This is a genomic window from Lutibacter holmesii, from assembly GCF_042679665.1.
Classification (GTDB): Bacteria; Bacteroidota; Bacteroidia; order Flavobacteriales; family Flavobacteriaceae; genus Lutibacter; species Lutibacter holmesii.
In genome coordinates this window covers 15,272-33,577 of the sequence record NZ_JBHTMV010000001.1, presented here as the reverse complement: position 1 = coordinate 33,577, position 18,306 = coordinate 15,272, and the positions used below count along the sequence as shown (strand labels likewise).

At 31.7% G+C, this 18,306-nt stretch carries 14 protein-coding genes and 1 riboswitch; of the genes, 3 read left to right on the top strand and 11 right to left on the bottom strand.

Going from position 1 to position 18,306, the window contains the following annotated elements:
• Window positions 1-39: 39 nt before the first annotated feature.
• The 4 genes from thrA to fabD all read right to left on the bottom strand — a co-directional run bounded on the left by thrA (window position 40) and on the right by fabD (window position 6,821).
• Complete coding sequence (gene thrA / locus ACFQ5N_RS00155; RefSeq protein WP_386806736.1) at window positions 40-3,432, bottom strand: bifunctional aspartate kinase/homoserine dehydrogenase I; 3,393 nt, start codon at window positions 3,430-3,432, stop codon at window positions 40-42.
• Window positions 3,433-3,525: 93 nt separating this feature from the next.
• Window positions 3,526-3,628, bottom strand: a riboswitch (SAM riboswitch).
• 81 nt (window positions 3,629-3,709) lie between these two features.
• Window positions 3,710-4,990 carry an O-acetylhomoserine aminocarboxypropyltransferase/cysteine synthase family protein gene (locus ACFQ5N_RS00150; protein ID WP_386806735.1) on the bottom strand — a complete coding sequence of 427 codons (1,281 nt, stop codon included), beginning with the start codon at window positions 4,988-4,990 and terminating at the stop codon, window positions 3,710-3,712.
• A 397-nt stretch (window positions 4,991-5,387) separates the two neighbouring features.
• On the bottom strand, window positions 5,388-5,816 hold the full coding sequence (locus tag ACFQ5N_RS00145; RefSeq protein WP_386806734.1) for a DM13 domain-containing protein: 429 nt from the start codon (window positions 5,814-5,816) through the stop codon (window positions 5,388-5,390).
• A 117-nt stretch (window positions 5,817-5,933) separates the two neighbouring features.
• Window positions 5,934-6,821 (bottom strand): ACP S-malonyltransferase, encoded by an 888-nt coding sequence (gene fabD / locus ACFQ5N_RS00140; RefSeq protein WP_386806733.1) that lies wholly within the window; start codon window positions 6,819-6,821, stop codon window positions 5,934-5,936.
• A gap of 76 nt (window positions 6,822-6,897) precedes the next feature.
• Between fabD and ACFQ5N_RS00135 the strand changes: the two genes are divergently transcribed.
• A complete protein-coding gene (locus ACFQ5N_RS00135) occupies window positions 6,898-7,587 on the top strand; it encodes a queuosine precursor transporter (RefSeq protein WP_386806732.1) in 690 nt (229 codons plus the stop codon).
• A 32-nt stretch (window positions 7,588-7,619) separates the two neighbouring features.
• On the opposite strand, the gene ACFQ5N_RS00130 is transcribed toward ACFQ5N_RS00135, so the two are convergent.
• Window positions 7,620-8,417, bottom strand: coding sequence for a DUF2797 domain-containing protein (locus ACFQ5N_RS00130; RefSeq protein ID WP_386806730.1), 798 nt, complete (start codon window positions 8,415-8,417; stop codon window positions 7,620-7,622).
• A gap of 45 nt (window positions 8,418-8,462) precedes the next feature.
• Between ACFQ5N_RS00130 and ACFQ5N_RS00125 the strand changes: the two genes are divergently transcribed.
• Window positions 8,463-9,992: a GH3 auxin-responsive promoter family protein gene (locus ACFQ5N_RS00125; RefSeq protein ID WP_386806728.1), complete on the top strand. Its 1,530-nt coding sequence runs from the start codon at window positions 8,463-8,465 to the stop codon at window positions 9,990-9,992.
• On the opposite strand, the gene ACFQ5N_RS00120 is transcribed toward ACFQ5N_RS00125, so the two are convergent.
• From ACFQ5N_RS00120 to ACFQ5N_RS00105, 4 genes are all read right to left on the bottom strand, one after another.
• Window positions 9,989-10,966 (bottom strand): polyprenyl synthetase family protein, encoded by a 978-nt coding sequence (locus tag ACFQ5N_RS00120; RefSeq protein ID WP_386806726.1) that lies wholly within the window; start codon window positions 10,964-10,966, stop codon window positions 9,989-9,991. The genes ACFQ5N_RS00125 and ACFQ5N_RS00120 overlap by 4 nt on opposite strands.
• Before the next feature lie 37 nt (window positions 10,967-11,003).
• Entirely contained in the window at window positions 11,004-12,041 is a 1,038-nt protein-coding gene (rlmN, locus tag ACFQ5N_RS00115) for a 23S rRNA (adenine(2503)-C(2))-methyltransferase RlmN (protein ID WP_386806724.1), read from the bottom strand.
• A gap of 66 nt (window positions 12,042-12,107) precedes the next feature.
• The gene (gene queA, locus ACFQ5N_RS00110) at window positions 12,108-13,157 is read right to left on the bottom strand and encodes a tRNA preQ1(34) S-adenosylmethionine ribosyltransferase-isomerase QueA (RefSeq protein ID WP_386806721.1); all 1,050 of its coding nucleotides are present in this window, start codon (window positions 13,155-13,157) and stop codon (window positions 12,108-12,110) included.
• A gap of 88 nt (window positions 13,158-13,245) precedes the next feature.
• Window positions 13,246-14,460, bottom strand: a complete 1,215-nt coding sequence (locus ACFQ5N_RS00105) for a 3-phosphoshikimate 1-carboxyvinyltransferase (protein ID WP_386806719.1) — start codon at window positions 14,458-14,460, stop codon at window positions 13,246-13,248.
• A gap of 96 nt (window positions 14,461-14,556) precedes the next feature.
• Here ACFQ5N_RS00105 and ACFQ5N_RS00100 point away from each other — a divergent pair, with 96 nt between their 5' ends.
• The gene (locus ACFQ5N_RS00100) at window positions 14,557-17,664 is read left to right on the top strand and encodes a VPS10 domain-containing protein (protein WP_386806717.1); all 3,108 of its coding nucleotides are present in this window, start codon (window positions 14,557-14,559) and stop codon (window positions 17,662-17,664) included.
• Between the two features lie 57 nt (window positions 17,665-17,721).
• Here ACFQ5N_RS00100 and ACFQ5N_RS00095 read toward each other — a convergent pair whose 3' ends face one another.
• Together ACFQ5N_RS00095 and ACFQ5N_RS00090 are read right to left on the bottom strand one after the other, a co-directional pair.
• Window positions 17,722-17,964 carry a hypothetical protein gene (locus tag ACFQ5N_RS00095; protein ID WP_386806715.1) on the bottom strand — a complete coding sequence of 81 codons (243 nt, stop codon included), beginning with the start codon at window positions 17,962-17,964 and terminating at the stop codon, window positions 17,722-17,724.
• Window positions 17,965-18,291, bottom strand: a complete 327-nt coding sequence (locus tag ACFQ5N_RS00090; protein WP_386806713.1) for a nucleotide pyrophosphohydrolase — start codon at window positions 18,289-18,291, stop codon at window positions 17,965-17,967.
• Between the last annotated feature and the right edge of the window lie 15 nt (window positions 18,292-18,306).

Here is an 18,306-nt window from a genome sequence, read left to right as displayed (position 1 = left end):
TACAAGTTTTAAAACCTGTGAGGTTTATTGTTTTTATGTTTAATTTTTTTCTGCCAATCGTAAAATATCTCCAAATACACCTCTTGCGGTAACTGCTGCTCCGGCTCCGGCACCTTGAATAACAATTGGTTTTTCTCCGTATGATTCTGTAAATACTTCAAAAATTGCATCGGCACCTTGAATTTGACCCAAAGCACTATTTGCAGGAACTGAAATTAATTTTACTTCTAACACACCTTTATCTTGCTGTAAATCTCCTGACAAATCACCAATATATCTTAATACGTGACCTTCTTTTTGTGCATCTTTTATTGCCTTATAAGGCGCATTCATTTCTGCTAATTTCCCTAAAAATTCTTCCGAAGAACCTTCTCTTAAATCTTCAGGAATTAAATTTTCAATTTTTACATCTTCAAACTCATTTTGCAAGTCAAGTTCACGTGCTAAAATTAATAATTTACGTCCAACATCGTTTCCACATAAATCTTCACGCGGATCAGGTTCTGTATACCCATTTTCAATTGCTTCTTTTAACACTTCACTAAAAGGCCTGTCTTGCACTGAAAAATTGTTAAATAAATAACTTAATGAACCAGAGAATACACCTCTAATTTGTGTGATATTTTCACCTGAATCATGCAATAATTTTATGGTATCAATTAATGGCAAACCTGCGCCAACATTGGTTTCGTATAAATATGCTTTTTTATTCTCTTTTAATTTTTTACGCAACTCTTTATAAAACTCATAGTCTAAAGTATTTGCAATTTTATTTGACGAAATTAAATCGAATCCGTTTTCAACCAAATCAATATAATTTTGAACAAAAGCACTATTTGCTGTATTGTCAACAGCAATTAAATTTTCTAAATGATTTTCCTCTGCGTAATTAATAATTGTTTGAACATTGTTTTCAACGGTAGCCTCTTTCAAATCATTTTCCCAACTTTCTGAAACACCATTTTTATTCAATAATACTTTTGACGAGTTAGCAACTGCAAAAATATTTAAGTTAATGTTCTTTCTTTTTATAATAGTTTCTTTACTCTTTAAAATTTGGTTAATTAACGTTCCGCCAACCAATCCTTTTCCAAAAACAGCTATGTTTATATTTTTTGAAACTCCAAAAATTTCACCGTGTACCACATTTACCGCTTTGTTTAAATCGGTTTGTTTTACAACCAAACATACATTTTCTCCAGTAACCGTATTATTAATTAATATTGGTGTAATATGGTTTTTAATTAATGCGCTGTATGGTTGATTGAAAGAATGTAAACTTTGCCCAACAATTGAAATAACCGACACATTTTCAGTTACATATATTTGACTTACATCTTTATTTTGAAACTCATTTTTAAACTCTTCTTCTAAAACTTTTTTAGCTTTATATCCGTCTTTCGCATCAACAATAAACCCAATTCCTCTTTCTGAAGAACCTTGCGAAATAATACTCACGCTAATTTTCTCTTTTCCTAAAGCACCAAAAATTCGACCGTCTACACCAACTTTACCTAATAAACCTCTACCAATTAAATTTACCAAAGCCACATCTTGATCAACAGACAAAGATTTAATTCCTCCACGTTCTGTTTCAGAGCCTATAAGCGTTCCTGTATTATCATTATTAAACGTATTTAATATTCTTAACGGAATATTTTTTTCAATTAATGGAATAATTGTTTTTGCATGTAAAATATTTGCTCCAAAGTTGGCCATTTCATTGGCTTCTTGATAACTTAACTTTTCAATTTTTTGAGCATTCTCCACCAAATCAGGGTTTGCCGTGTAAACTCCATCGACGTGCGTGTAATTTTGAAATTCAGCAGCATTTAAAAAGTTGGCAATTAATGAAGCTGTATAATTACTTCCATTTCTTCCTAAAGTAGTTGTTTCACCTTGCAAACTTGAACCAATAAAACCGGTAATAATTTGCGTAGTATTTTCAGGCTGGGTTCTAAAATATTCAACTACATTTTCTTCAGAAGTTGTTTCAAAAGGCTGAGCGTTTCCAAACTGATTGTTTGTTCTAATCAATTGTCTTGTATCTGCAACCGTAGCATTTACTCCTTGCTTATTTAACAAAAATGCAATTGTTTTTGCCGCCATTAGTTCTCCTTGCGAAAGTACTTGATCTTTTACTTTTTGGCTATAATCACCTAATAAATTTACCCCTCTAAATATTTCATCTAACAGTTGAAACTCTGCAGATAAATCAACATCAGCAGCTGCATCTAATTGGTAATTTTTCACCAATTCAAATTCTTCTATATAAGGCAAACTACTTTTTGCTTTTTCTAAAATAGACTCTAAATGATCGGTAGTTTTACCTCTTGCTGAAACAACAACAGCTATTTTTTCGTTATTTTTAATTTTAGTTTCAATAATATCTAAAACACTATTTAAACCTTTACCGTTTGCTAACGATTTCCCTCCAAACTTTACTACTTTCATATTTTTATTTTTAGAACTTTTATTAAAAATAGGTTCTATAATTTTTCCTAATTGCTTGTATTCTATTAAAAATGCATCGTGTCCGTGTACCGAATTAATTTCATTGTACGTAACATTTGGATGCGTTAAAGCCAATTTTTTGTGTGTTTCTTTATTTTCTTCAGCCGTAAAAAACAAATCTGAATCAACACCTACAATATGAATATTAGCTTTAATACTATCTAACACGTGTGCATCTCTACCTTTTGTAACATCAATAGATCTTAACAGTTGGTTCATTAATTTATATGCTGACAACTGAAAACGCTCCTGCAATTTTTTCCCGTGATGTAACAACCAACTTTCTACATTAAAAATCTCTAAATCATTATTTTTTGAACGATGAAAACGTTCTTTAAATGACTCAGGAGTTCTGTAACACAACATAGCGTGCATACGTGCATCATGCACAGGATTGCTTGAATTTGTTAAAAATTGCTCTTGAATTTGACAGTTTGCAATTAACCAATCTGTAGATTTCCAATCGGTTGCCACTAACACTAAATGTTTTGTAATATTAGGGTTTATCACTGCCATTTCCCAGGCAATTCCACCACCTAAAGAACCACCAATTAAGGCATACAATCCATCAATTTTTAAAGCTTTTAACCCTAATAAAAAGATGTTTGCCATATCACGTGCTTCAAAATCTTTGTAATTTTCAATTACAAAACCATCGTATCCATTCCCAGGAATATTGAATGAAATTATTGTATAAAAATTGGTATCAATTACTCTGTTTTCACCAACAACATCAATCCACCAACCATTTTCACCAGCCACATTACTGTTACCAGTTAATGCATGATTTACCAAAATTATAGGCGCAGAATGCAACTCCTTTCCAAACACTTCGTAGGAAAGTTGAATACGTTCATTTTTTATTCCTTTTTCAGAAATAAAATTAGTGAGGGTTATGTGTTTTAATTGATTCATCAATAATTATTTAAAATAACTTCCTTTTCAGGCTTGTTTGTACTTAAAAAATTATTGTTATGAGAAATGCAGAAAATCACTTGAAGTAATTTCGTTAAGTTATCTATCCGTAATGGGTAGAATTTAGCACCTTCTTTATAAAAACAAAGGGTTGCTAAGGCTTCAACGGGTCTATTCCCTCTGCCTTTCTTGATAACAATAGTCAATAAGTTTATGAACTGATTGCAAATTAACGCAATAAAAATTTCTCGTACAATAGTTTTTTAATAAATTAACCTTCTTATTCACTTGCTTTTACAAACGCTTCTTTTAAATCGTTTTTTAAATCTTCAACATCTTCTAAACCAACTGATAATCTAATTAAATCTTGTGTAACACCTGAAGATACTTGCTGCTCTTCAGTTAATTGTTGATGTGTTGTGCTTGCCGGATGAATTATTAATGATTTGGTATCACCAATATTTGCTAATAACGAAAATATTTTAGTTGCATCAGTTACTTTTTTAGCAGCTTCAAAACCACCTTTTAAACCAAAAGTTACCAATCCGCTTTGCCCCTTAGGTAAATATTTTTTAGCTAAAGCATTGTACTTACTACTTTCTAAACCAGGATAATTTACCCAAGCAACTTCTTCTCTACTTTCTAACCATTGCGCCAATTCTAATGCATTTGCACTGTGCTGTTTGATACGTACTGGTAAGGTTTCTAATCCTTGAATTATTTGAAACGCATTGAACGGGCTTAAAGCTCCTCCAAAATCACGCAATCCTTCTAAAATTAATTTAAACGTAAATGCTGCTGCTCCTAAAGCTTCACTATAAACCAAACCGTGGTATCCTGCCGATGGCTCAGTAAACTCAGGAAATTTTCCATTGGTCCAATCAAAAGTACCAGCATCAATAATGGCTCCTCCTAAAGAATTTCCTTGTCCGCCAATATATTTTGTTAATGAATGAATTACTAAATTAGCACCATGCTTAATTGGATTTAATAACGCCGGACTTGCTACTGTATTATCAACAATAAAAGGTACGCCAGCTGCTTTTGAATGTGCTGCAATAGCTTCAATATCTAGCACATCTAATTTTGGATTCCCTAAAGATTCTACAAAAAATGCTCTTGTATTGTCTTGTACTGCATTTTTAAAATTTTCAGGATTAGAAGCATCAACAAACGTAGTTGTAATTCCCAATCTTGGCAATGTTACACTTAACAATGTGTATGTTCCACCGTATAAACTACTTGAAGCAACAATATGATCTCCTGCTTTTAATAAGGTTAATAATCCTGTAGAAATAGCTGACGTTCCAGATGCAAATACAACGGCTCCAATACCGCCTTCAATTGCGGCTAAACGTTTTTGTAAAATATCATTTGTTGGGTTATTTAATCGTGTATAAATAAACCCTAATTCTTTTAATGAAAATAAATTAGCCGCGTGTTCTGTATCATCAAACACGTATGATGATGATTGGTAAATTGGAACTGCTCTTGTTCCTAATGTGTCGTTTGTGTCGTGTCCTGCGTGTAATGCTTGTGTTGAAATATTTTGAGTACTCATAATTGTATTTTTTTGTCTATGTTTTTTTAAAATTTAAATAAAAAAGTCCCTTTGGTTTTAGGTATTACCAAAGGGACTTTTATCTATTTAGATTTTAATTTCCATTTATTTTTGGCAATACCATATCATTGTGTTACGCATCATTCGCATACACATTATACCTTGGTTTGTCATTGATTTTTGGAAAGTAAACTTCATTTTTTAATTATATTTGTAAAAAAAAACCTCTGATTTCTCAGAGGTTCCTATATGTTTATGTTATTAAGTTTTAAACAATAGCAGCCTCAGTGTAAATTTTACACATCATTCTACGCATTTTATTAAACTTAATTGTCATTTTTTCGTTTTTTACTGCTACAAATGTAACTACTTTTTTTTAATACGCAACAATTGTTACTTAATTTTTTAATTCAGCATGACCAAAACCTACTGAAAAATCTACACACCAAATATTCACAAATTTATACTTTACAATATCTGTTCCTTCTGGAATTGCATAAGAATAATCACCTTCAATCCCTTTTAAATCACCCAAATCAACAAATTCCGAAGCGTTCGGATCTGTAGATAAATATACCAATAATTTAGGACCATCGTCTGTTTTAAAATTGGTGAAATTTAACGTAGAACCGTCACTACTCACTGTTGCCATTCCTGAAGTTGGATGTGCTGCAGAAACAAAATCACCTGAAAATAAAACAGTAGTTGAATTCTCTGCTTCTTCTATCAGTATTTCAGCGTTCGCATCTAAACTTAAATCATCATCATTAGTAGTGCAACTCACTAATAAAAAACCTAAAAAAAGTAATGTAACTATTTTTCTCATTGTATCTATTTTCACTTTTTAGTCTACGCTAACGCTCATTACTTACAAAACACACCAATTAATTTCAAAAAAAAAGCCTCTGACAAGTCAGAGGCTATAAATTTTTATAAGTTTTTTTTATGCAGAAAAAGATGCTCCGCTTGCAGCAACAGATCTATCTATTTTACGCATTAACCCTTGTAATACTTTACCTGGACCAACTTCAACAAACTCTGTACCACCATCAGCAATCATCGCTTGTACACATTGTGTCCAACGTACTGGTGCTGTTAATTGAGAAATTAAATTTTCTTTAATTTCTGCAGGACTTGTTACTGCTTTTGCCACAACATTTTGATAAACTGGGCAAGTAGGCTCACTAAAAATTGTTGCTTCAATTGCAGCAGCTAATTCTTCACGTGCAGGTTCCATTAATGGAGAGTGAAACGCCCCACCTACAGGTAATTTTAAAGCGCGTCTTGCTCCTTTTTCTGTTAATAATTCACAAGCTTTATCAATTGCTGAAATCTCTCCAGAAATTACTAATTGCCCAGGACAATTGTAGTTTGCAGCAACCACAACACCATCAACACTTGCACAAATTTCTTCAACAACAGCGTCTTCTAAACCTAAAACAGCTGCCATAGTAGATTCTTGAACTTCACAAGCCTTTTGCATAGCTAAAGCTCTTTTAGATACTAATTTCAAGCCATCTTCAAAAGTTAAAACATCATTTGCCACCAATGCAGAAAGTTCACCTAAAGAATGACCTGCAACCATTTCTGGTTTAAAATCATCACCTAAAACTTTTGCTAAAATTACTGAATGTAAAAAAATTGCTGGCTGTGTTACTTTTGTTTGTTTCAACTCATCAGCAGTTCCTTCAAACATAATATCTGTAATATTGAACCCTAAAATTTTATTTGCCTTGTCAAACAATTCTTGCGCTAACGGCGAATTATTATATAAATCTAAGCCCATTCCTGAGAATTGAGCTCCTTGACCTGGAAAAATATATGCCTTCATATTGTATTTGTTTCTGTTAAAATTTGAAAAGGCAAAAATAGTAATAATTTACTATATTCGTGTTAATATACTACAAATGAATTCAAAACTAAAATCAGAAGCATTTACTATTTATTTAATTTTAGCCTCCATGTTTATTGCTGCTTTGGTTGCTTCAAATTTAATTTTTCAAAAATTCTTTTACTGGAACCCGTTTGGTTGGTTTCGTTTTGAATTATCTGTTGGTATTTTACCTTACCCTATAACCTTTTTAATTACCGACATCATTTCTGAAATTTATGGTAAAAAGAAAGCTAACCAAGTTGTAATTTCGGGTATATTTGCTTCATTTTTTTCTATGGGAATTGTATTATTAGCAAATTACACTCCTGCAATTGATAGCTCTCCTGTTAACAATGTCTTATTCACAAAAGTTTTTGGGCTTTCTCCTATTGCCGTTTTAGCCTCTATGTTGGCTTACCTATTTGCACAGTTTGTAGATATTAGAATATTTCATTTTTGGAAACGAAAAACAAATGGAAAACATTTATGGCTTCGAAATAATTTCTCAACGTTTTCTTCTCAGTTTATAGACACGTTAACGGTGATAACTTTGCTATGTAGTTTTGGTGTATTACCTTGGAGTTTGTTTAAAACCTTATTACTAAGTGGCTTTTTATTTAAAGTACTTATTGCACTTTTAGACACCCCAATACTATACCTGATAGTATTCCTTTTTAGAAATAGATTTCAATTAAAAACTGGTGAAGAAATTAAATTATTTTAAAACTTTTTTATGACAACAACTAGTTCAATTATTTATTTAACCGTTATAACAACTCTGTAACCTTCATTATTTCTAACGTTGAAAACAGTGTTATCTTCAAACAATAAATATTGTCCTTTTACACCTTTTAACTTCCCTGCATACGAAGGTGTTTTTTCTAAATTTAAGGTTTTAATTTTTAAAGGATATTGAAGCACTGGATAGTTAATTTCAGTAACCTTTCCATTATTTTCTAAAAAATATTCTTTAGCTTCTTCAGGAATATACGCTTTAATTTTCTCACGTTCTGCAATTAAATCAGCTTCTAAAACTTCATTTTTAAGCATTTTTTGCCAAACAGTTTTATCTGCAACATATTCTTTTAAAGCAACTTCGGTAATACCAGCCAAATACCTATTTGGCACTTCAACAATTTCAATTGCTTTTGTTGCTCCTTGATCTATCCAACGTGTAGGCACTTGCGTTTTTCTAGTAACACCAACTTTTACATTGCTTGACAGTGCTAAATATACAATGTGTGGTTTTAATTGAACTTCTTTTTCATAAGCCAAGTCTCTATCTTCAATTCCTAAATGAGCTTTGCTTAGTTCTGGTCTCATAATCCAATCTCCAACTGCAGCACTTTTATAAAAGCATTCATAACAATTACCTTGTCTAAAAATTTTCTTTTCCTCTCCACAACACAAACATTCATATCCTTCAAAACTAATTTCAATTTCACGATCTAATAACTGATTCAAATTTAAAAAGTCGTTTTCCACATCTAAATAGTAGGAAACTTCCTCGTTTAACTCAGTTTTCATTTTTTTTAAAACAGTTTGATATTGCATAAAAGTTTTTCTTATTTTTAACAGGATAAAGATACTTAATAAATTATGCCATTTACAATAGTTAATTCAATAATTTCTTGGTTTTTAAAAAAGCGAAAACACCAAGTTGAGCTTTTTTTAAAATACCCTATTGAAGTACAAAAGGAATTACTTTATAAATTAATTAGAAAAGCAAAAGATACTGAGCTAGGCAAAAAATATGAATTTTACGCCATAAAATCTTATGAAGAATTCAAACAAAACGTTCCTATTCAGCAATACGAATCTATTGAACCTTTAATTGAACGCACCCGCAAAGGAGAGCAAAATGTTTTTTGGCCAACGCATATAAAGTGGTTTGCAAAATCTAGCGGAACCACCAATGCAAAAAGTAAATTTATTCCGGTGAGTGATGAAGCTTTGGAAGATTGCCATTTTAAAGCTGGGAAAGATATGTTATGCTTGTATTGCAATAACAATGAAGAAGCACAGCTATTTACAGGTAAAGGTTTACGTCTTGGCGGAAGCAGCGGTGTTTACGAAGACAATCACACTTATTTTGGTGATTTATCGGCTATAATTATTGAAAATATGCCATTTTGGGCAGATTTTAGTAGTACTCCAAGTCAAGAAATAGCCTTAATGGAAGAATGGGAAACTAAAATGACAGCAATGGTTGAAGAAACCATTAACGAAGATATTACAAGCTTAGTTGGTGTTCCTTCTTGGATGTTGGTTTTATTAAATAGAGTTTTAGAAAGAACAGGAAAAAATAACATTTTAGAAGTTTGGCCTAATTTAGAGGTTTATTTTCACGGTGGAGTAAACTTTAACCCATATAGAGAACAGTTTAAAAAATTAATTCCGAAAGAAGATTTTAAATACTACGAAACATACAATGCTTCTGAAGGTTTTTTTGCCATACAAGATGTAAATTATGCTTTTGACATGTTACTAATGCTTGATTATGGTATTTTTTATGAATTTATCCCAATGGATAAATTTGATGGCGAAAACTCTGAAACTATTGCTCTAGAAGATGTACAATTACACACAAACTACGCAATTGTAATTACTACAAACAGTGGTTTATGGCGTTATTTAATTGGAGACACCGTTAAATTTACATCGCTAAATCCGTACAGAATTAAAATTACAGGTAGAACAAAACATTTTATCAATGTTTTTGGTGAAGAGTTAATTGTAGAAAATGCTGCTGAAGCTTTAAAGTTGGCTTGTTTAAAAACTGGTGCCGAAATTTCTGAATTTACAGCCGCTCCAATATTTATGAAAGATAAAAAAAGCGGTGGTCATGAATGGTTAATAGAATTTAAAATACAACCAGAAAACCTAAACTATTTTACAGAAATATTAGACACTTCTTTAAAAAACATAAACTCAGATTATGAAGCAAAACGTTACAACAATTTAACTTTGGCCATGCCAAAAATAAATATTGCTTCAAAAGGATTATTTCACAACTGGTTAAAACAAAAAGGAAAATTAGGAGGACAACACAAGGTTCCTAGATTGTCTAATTCAAGAAAACATTTAGAAGAATTATTAGAGTTAGAAAAACCGCCAGTGTACTCTTAAATTTTACGTTCAATAACGTAATTCACCATAGTTAATAAAGAATCTTTGTATTCTGAATCTGGGTAGGTATTTAAAATTTCTAAAGCTTTGCCTTGGTATTCTTTCATTTTTGAAGTTGTATATTCAATACCTCCTTTTTCTTTTACAAAAGCAATTACTTCTTTAACACGTTTTTTATTTTTGTTGTATTTCTTTACCGAATTCAACAACCATTTACGTTCTTTTTTAGATGCATTATTTAGAGCATAAATTAAAGGAAGTGTCATCTTTTGCTCTTTAATATCAATTCCTGTTGGTTTTCCTATTTTCGCATCAGTATAATCAAACAAGTCATCTTTAATTTGAAAAGCAATACCTATTAACTCTCCAAATGTTCTCATTTTTTCAATTTCATCTTTTTCACTTCCAACAGAAGCTGCTCCAATCCCACAACAAGCAGCAATTAAAGTAGCTGTTTTTTGACGAATGATTTCAAAATAAACCTCTTCAGTAATATCTAATTTCCTTGCTTTTTCAATTTGAAGTAATTCACCTTCAGACATGTCTTTTAATGAATTTGAAACAATTCGCAATAAATCAAAATCATCATTATCTAAAGATAATAATAGACTTTTTGAAAACAAGAAGTCACCTACTAAAACCGCAATTTTATTTTTCCACAAAGCATTTATAGAGAAAAAGCCTCTTCTTCTATTACTATCATCTACTACATCATCATGCACTAAAGATCCTGTATGAATTAGCTCTATTATTGAAGCACCACGATAAGTACGTTCTTCAAATTTCCCATTAGAAACCATTTTAGCTACCAAAAAAACAAACATTGGTCGCATTTGTTTTCCTTTTCTTCTAACTATATAATGGGTAATTCTGTTCAGCAGTGGAACCTTAGTTTCCATAGAATCTTTGAATTTAGATTCAAAGAGTTCCATTTCTTTTAAAATTGGTTGCTTTATTTGTTCTACTGGCTTCATTAAGAAATCAAAAATAAGAAAAAAAGTAAGGCGAAATTTAACTTTTATTAGCTAATTGACCACAAGCCGCATCAATATCTTTACCTCTACTTCTTCTAACATTTACAATAATGTCATTCATTTCTAAATTAGAAATATAATTGTTAATTACCTCAGGTTTTGCTTGTTGAAATTCTCCATCATCAATTGGGTTGTATTCAATTAAGTTTACCTTGCAAGGCACATATTTACAAAATTTAACCAACGCTTGTATGGCTTCTTTGGTATCATTAATACCATCCCAAACTACGTATTCATAAGTTACTCTACTCTCGGTTTTTTTATACCAATACTCCAATGCTTCTCTTAATTGTGCCAACGGAAACGTTTTACTAAACGGCATAATTTTAGAGCGAACCTCATCAATTGCAGAATGTAAAGAAACTGCTAAATTAAACTTCACCTCATCATCAGCCAATTTTTTAATCATTTTTGGCAGTCCAGAGGTAGAAACTGTAATTCTTTTTGGAGACATTCCTAAACCTTCTGGAGACGTAATTTTCTCGATAGATTTTAGTACGTTGTTATAATTCATTAACGGCTCTCCCATTCCCATATAAACAATGTTTGAAAGCTTGCGATTGTAGTACAATAAACTTTCTTTATTTATAGCCGCCACCTGATCGTATATTTCATCAGGATTTAAGTTTCGCATTTTCTTTAAACGCGCTGTTGCACAAAAACTACAATCTAAACTGCATCCTACTTGACTTGAAACACAAGCTGTTGTTCTTGTTCCTGTTGGAATTAAAACAGACTCAACAATTAAACCATCATGTAAGCGTACAGCATTTTTCACCGTACCATCTGCACTGCGTTGCAAATTATCTACTTCAATATGATTAATTACAAAGTTGTTTTCCAACATTTCACGTGTTTTCTTTGAAATATTGGTCATATCGTCAAAAGAATGTGCTCCTTTTGCCCAAAGCCATTCATAAACTTGATTTCCTCTAAATGCTTTATCATTTTCAGAAACAAAAAAACTTCTTAATTCATCTTTTGTTAATGATCGTATGTCTTTCTTTTTATCCATTCCAAACACGTTTATAAAAAGATTCCCGCCAAAGCGGGAATCAAATTTATTAAAATATAGTTTAATTTATAAAATTAACATCGCATCACCGTACGAGTAAAACTTATATCCTTCTTTTACTGCTTCATCATAAGCTTCCATTAAAAAATCGTACCCTGCAAAAGCAGCAGCCATCATCATTAACGTAGATTTTGGAGTATGGAAATTTGTAATCATACAATTTGCAATACTAAAGTCGTATGGTGGAAAAATAAATTTATTTGTCCAAGCATTGTAAGGATTTAACCTTTGGTTTGATGAAACTGAACTTTCAACAGCACGCATTACTGTAGTACCTACAGCACAAACACGTTTTTTATTATCAAGAGCAGCATTTACAACGCTTGCAGTATCATTTGAAATAACACATTGCTCAGAGTCCATTTTATGCTTTGATAAGTCTTCAACTTCAACAGCACTAAATGTTCCTAACCCAACGTGTAATGTAACTTCAGCAAAATCAACACCTTTAATCTCTAAACGTTTCATTAAATGTTTAGAAAAGTGTAAACCTGCGGTTGGAGCAGCAACAGCACCTTCTTCTTTTGCGTAAATTGTTTGGTAACGCTCTTCATCTGAAGGTTCTACAGCTCTTTTAATATATTTTGGAAGTGGTGTTTCACCTAATTCTTCTAATTTTTTTCTAAATTCTTCATAAGAACCATCATATAAAAAACGTAAAGTTCTTCCTCTTGAAGTGGTATTGTCAATTACTTCAGCAACTAAACTTTCATCATCTCCAAAAAATAATTTATTTCCAATTCTTATTTTTCTTGCAGGATCAACTAAAACATCCCACAACCTACTTTCAGCATTTAATTCTCTCAATAAAAACACTTCAATTCTTGCGCCAGTTTTTTCTTTTTCACCATACATTCTTGCAGGAAAAACTTTGGTGTTATTTAAAACCATTAAATCACCTTCATCAAAATAATTTATTAAATCTTTGAATTGCTTATGTTCAATTGTTTTTTCTTTTCTATTTAATACCATTAAACGAGATTCATCTCTATGTTCTGCAGGGTATTCTGCATATAAATCTTCTGGTAATTCAAATTTAAAATGTGATAATTTCATGTAATATTTTTATTGAATGAGCGCAAATATACAACATCGGCATAGGCGTTGTCAAGTGATTTGCAATAAAAGTTTGTTAAAGAGTATTTTACAATGTTACTTTATGAAAGTCTTCCCAAAATGTTGGATACGATTTTGACACTACGTTAGGTTCTTCAATAACAATAGAAACCTTTGTTGCCAAAGGCGCAAAAGCCATAGCCATTCTATGATCATCATAAGTTGCAATACTTACATTTTCATTTATTTGGGTTGAAGGTTTTAAAGCTAAAGTTTCATTGGTAATTTCAACTTCACCACCTAATTTTTCAATTTCATTTTTTAAAGCTACCAACCTATCTGTTTCTTTAATTTTTAAGGTATGAAGCCCCGTTAAAAAACACGATATTCCCAAACCAAAACAAGTAACTACAATTGTTTGAGCAATGTCTGGAGCGCCAATTAAATTTAAATCTATCAATTTTGAAGGATTTAAATTACCCGTATTTTTTAAAGTAACCGTATGCTCATTAAAAGTAGTTTCAACACCTAAATTTTCATAAATAGTTGCTAGTACAGAATCTCCTTGCAAACTATTTTGCTTGTATGAAGATATTTTTACTTCAGAATTTGGACTTAAAGCAACCAAACTATAGTAATATGAAGCCGAACTCCAGTCAGACTCTACAACAACTTTTTTATGTTCAATTATTGGTTTTGGTTTAATGGAAATACTATCATCATCCCAAGAAAGTTCTATTCCTAAACTTGCCAACAAACTTAAAGTCATTTTAATATAAGGTACCGAAGTAATTTCACCTTTAAACTTTAATTGCAACCCGTTTTGCAATGTTGGTGCCATTAACAACAAAGATGAAATGTATTGAGAACTTACGTTTCCATCAATTTCAACAAAATCTTTAGTTAACTTTTTTCCGGTAATTTTTAACGGTGGAAATCCTTCTTTTTCAAGGTATTGAATATCTGCACCCAAAGAAATTAAAGCATCAACTAAAATTTTAATTGGCCTATTTTTCATTCTGTGTGAACCTGTCAATACAATTTCAGAATTTTCTTTTACAGCAAAATAAGAAGTTAAAAAACGCATAGCAGTACCGGCATGTCCAATATTTATTTCAGAAGAAGTGCTGGTCAATGCTTTTTTCATTAACACAGAATCGTCTGAGTTAGAAACGTTTTCAATTTGCAAATTCGGGTATAATTGTTGTAAAATCAACAATCTATTTGTTTCACTTTTTGAACCTGTAATATCAACATTTCCGCTTACTTTACTCTTAATTTTATTCACCTTTAATAACTCCATATACTGCTTATTTAGTGGCACAAGTTAAATTTATTTTTAATAGATTTACTCTTTTAAAACTTTTCAATCCTTTTCAAACCTTTTCAAACCTCAATTATGAAAAAATACTTTTTACTAATTAGTTGCCTATTTTTATTTTCAGCGCACAAAGTTAACGCACAAAAAACAGTATCCAAATTTAGTGAAGAATTTTACAAATCTGTTCAATGGCGTAATATTGGTCCGTTTAGAGGCGGAAGAAGTGCTGCTGTAGCTGGCGTACAAAATAAAGCAAACCTCTATTATATGGGCGCAACAGGTGGTGGCGTATGGAAAACAACCGATGCTGGTAACTCTTGGCAAAATATTTCAGATGGCTTTTTTGGAGGTTCAGTAGGCGCTGTAGCTGTTAGTGAAAGTGATAACAATGTAATATATGTTGGAAATGGAGAGGTAACTGTTCGTGGAAATGTATCTTCAGGTGATGGAATGTGGAAAAGTGTTGATGCTGGAAAAAATTGGGAACACATTGGTTTAAAAAACTCAAGACACATTCCAAGAGTTCGAATTCACCCTAAAAACTCAGATATTGTATTTACTGCTGTTTTAGGTGATTTATACAAATCTTCTGAAGAAAGAGGCGTATATAAATCAACAGATGGAGGAAAAAACTGGAAAAAAGTTTTGTTTGCAAATGCTGATGCAGGCGCTGTAGATTTATTAATAGACCCAAATAACCCAAGAATTTTATATGCTTCAACTTGGAATGTTAGAAGAACACCTTACAGTTTATCAAGCGGTGGTGAAGGATCTGCTTTATGGAAAAGTATTGATGAAGGCGAAACTTGGACCAATATTTCAACCAATAAAGGTTTACCTAAAGGAATTTGGGGAATTAGCGGTGTTACCGTTTCACCTGTAAATTCAGATATTGTTTGGGCTTTAGTTGAAAATAAAGATGGTGGATTGTACAAATCTACCGATGCTGGAAATACTTGGAAATTAATTAACAGCAAACGAAAATTACGCCAACGCGCTTGGTATTACACTCGCTTGTATGCAGATACGCAAGATGAAAATTTATTGTATGTTTTAAATGTACAATACCACCAATCAAAAGATGGAGGAAAAACGTTTAAAACTTTTAACGCGCCTCACGGAGATCATCACGATTTATGGATTGCTCCTGAAAACAATCAACGTATGATTATTGCAGATGATGGTGGCGCTCAAATTAGTTTTGATGCCGGTGAAAACTGGAGTACATATATGAATCAGCCTACAGCACAATTTTACAGAGTGGTTACTGATGACCATTTTCCTTATAGAATTTACGGTGCACAACAAGATAATTCAACTGTAAGAATTTCGCATAGAACAAATGGAAGAACCATAGGAGAAAGTGATTGGGAAAGTACCGCCGGTGGTGAAAGCGCTCACATTGCTGTAGATCCTTTAGACAATGATATTGTGTACGGTGGAAGCTATGGCGGATTGCTAACAAGAATGAATCATAAAACTGGTGAAAAAAGAGCAATAAATGTGTGGCCAGATGATCCTATGGGACACGGTGCTGAGGACATGAAATATCGTTTTCAATGGAATTACCCAATCTTTTTTTCGCCTCATAACAAAAAGAAATTATACACCACTTCAAACCACGTTCATGTTACTTATAATGAAGGGCAATCCTTTGAGGTAATTAGCCCTGATTTAACAAGAAACGACCCAAAAACTCTTGGCGTTTCAGGTGGTCCAATTACAAAAGACAACACAGGTGTTGAATATTACGGGACAATTTTTGCTGCGGTAGAATCTCCTTTTGAAGAAAACTTAATTTGGACAGGATCAGATGATGGATTGGTTCATATTACAAAAGATGGTGGTGAAAATTGGACAAATGTAACTCCAAAAAAAATGCCTGAATGGATGCTAATTAATTGTATTGAAGTAGATCCGTTTACTGCTGGTGGCGCTTATGTTGTTGGAACTCGATATAAATTAGGAGATTACACACCATACATTTATAAGACAGAAGATTACGGTAAAACTTGGAAATTAATTACAACAGGAATCCCTTCAGAACATTTTACAAGAGTTGTACGTGCAGATCCAAATAGAAAAGGCTTATTGTATGCTGGTACAGAAAACGGCTTGTACATTAGTTTTAACAATGGAGAAAACTGGGAACCATTTCAGTTAAATTTACCACTTGTTCCAATTACAGATTTAACTATAAAAAACAACAATTTAATTGCAGCTACACAAGGTAGATCTTTTTGGTTAATTGATGATTTAACACCGTTACACCAACTAAATAATGAATTAATTTCTCAAGATTTATTTATATACAAACCAACAGACAGCTATCGCTTAGGCGGAAGTAAACGCATTTCTAAAACAGCAGGTCAAAATCATGCTGGTGGCGTTCAATTGCATTATTTTGTAAAAGATATCAATAAAAAGGACACTATTAGTTTAGCTATTTACGATAATAATGGAACACACATTAAAACCTTTTCAACCAAACCAGATTCTGAACAAAAAGAAGAAAAACTTACCGTTGAAAAAGGTGCTAACTTATTCCATTGGAACATGCAATATCCTGATGCTGAAAAAGTAAAAGGTATGATTTTATGGTGGGCTTCATTAAGCGGGCCAAAAGCTTTACCTGGCACTTACAAAGTAACGTTGAGCAAGAATGGCGAATTAGCTTCAGAGCAGTTATTTAACATTTTAAAAGACCCTAGAAGTACAGCAACACAAGAAGATTTAGTTGCTCAGTTTAATTTTATTCTTGAAATTCAAGAGAAAATAACTGAAATTCATAAAACCTTAAAAAACATTACTAAAGTTAAAACACAAATAAAACAGTTAAAAGCAGCTATTTCAGACAAAGAAAAAAATAAAGAAATTATTGATTTGGCCGATAAAATTGTAAAAGATTTAACTACATATGAGAACGTTTTATACCAAACAAAAAGTAAGAGCAATCAAGATCCATTAAATTTCCCTATTCGCTTAAACAATAAATTAGCGCATTTAAATTCGTTAAGTTCAATTGGGGACTTTAAACCAACAGATCAATCTGTTCAATTTAAAAATGAAATCACCGTTTTAATTGATGCTGAATTGGCAAAAATTTATTCTGTTTTTGATGAAGATGTAAAACTGCTAAATAAAAAAGTTAAGGAAAGTGATATAGAATTAATTAACTTAAATTAATAATTACTATTCCTTAAAACACCTAATTCTTTAAAAAATGAATTAGGTGTTTTATTTTTAATCTTTTTTAATAAACTTATAATAACCGGCCATAAACAAACCGTACATTAAGGCCATTACCAGTTGAATAGTTATAAATTGTTGAAAGGTCTCTGGCGAAAAATATTCAGCTATCATTCCTGAAATACCACCATTTTTAAAAATTGAAATCACAATTTTTATAATAGAAACAATAACTAAAAAAATAGCGCCAAAACGAAGCGTTAATTTTATAAACGATTGATTTTTGTATTGATTCATTTATTTTAATTTTTGATTGTTATGATGACGATTGTGATCACGTTTTGTTTTCACATCCATTTTCGCATCAAAAGCAGCTTGTAAATCTATTCCTGTTTGGTTTGCCAAACATAAAACTACAAAAACAACATCTGCTAACTCCTCACCTAAATCTTTATTTTTATCACTTTCTTTCTCACTTTGTTCACCATAACGTCTTGCAATAATACGAGCTACTTCACCAACTTCTTCAGTTAATTGCGCCATATTGGTTAATTCATTAAAATAACGAACACCGTGTTCTTTTATCCAGTTATCAACTACTAATTGACCATTTTTTAAATCCATTGTATTCTTTTTTTA

Excerpts from the sequence above, each read along its gene's own strand:
- ACFQ5N_RS00150 (WP_386806735.1), bottom strand. The coding sequence starts at position 4,990 with ATGAGTACTCAAAATATTTCAACACAAGCATTACACGCAGGACACGAC.
- ACFQ5N_RS00145 (WP_386806734.1), bottom strand. The coding sequence starts at position 5,816 with ATGAGAAAAATAGTTACATTACTTTTTTTAGGTTTTTTATTAGTGAGT.
- fabD (WP_386806733.1), bottom strand. The coding sequence starts at position 6,821 with ATGAAGGCATATATTTTTCCAGGTCAAGGAGCTCAATTCTCAGGAATG.
- ACFQ5N_RS00135 (WP_386806732.1), top strand. The coding sequence starts at position 6,898 with ATGAATTCAAAACTAAAATCAGAAGCATTTACTATTTATTTAATTTTA.
- ACFQ5N_RS00130 (WP_386806730.1), bottom strand. The coding sequence starts at position 8,417 with ATGCAATATCAAACTGTTTTAAAAAAAATGAAAACTGAGTTAAACGAG.
- ACFQ5N_RS00125 (WP_386806728.1), top strand. The coding sequence starts at position 8,463 with ATGCCATTTACAATAGTTAATTCAATAATTTCTTGGTTTTTAAAAAAG.
- ACFQ5N_RS00120 (WP_386806726.1), bottom strand. The coding sequence starts at position 10,966 with ATGAAGCCAGTAGAACAAATAAAGCAACCAATTTTAAAAGAAATGGAA.
- rlmN (WP_386806724.1), bottom strand. The coding sequence starts at position 12,041 with ATGGATAAAAAGAAAGACATACGATCATTAACAAAAGATGAATTAAGA.
- queA (WP_386806721.1), bottom strand. The coding sequence starts at position 13,157 with ATGAAATTATCACATTTTAAATTTGAATTACCAGAAGATTTATATGCA.
- ACFQ5N_RS00105 (WP_386806719.1), bottom strand. The coding sequence starts at position 14,460 with ATGGAGTTATTAAAGGTGAATAAAATTAAGAGTAAAGTAAGCGGAAAT.
- ACFQ5N_RS00100 (WP_386806717.1), top strand. The coding sequence starts at position 14,557 with ATGAAAAAATACTTTTTACTAATTAGTTGCCTATTTTTATTTTCAGCG.
- ACFQ5N_RS00095 (WP_386806715.1), bottom strand. The coding sequence starts at position 17,964 with ATGAATCAATACAAAAATCAATCGTTTATAAAATTAACGCTTCGTTTT.
- ACFQ5N_RS00090 (WP_386806713.1), bottom strand. The coding sequence starts at position 18,291 with ATGGATTTAAAAAATGGTCAATTAGTAGTTGATAACTGGATAAAAGAA.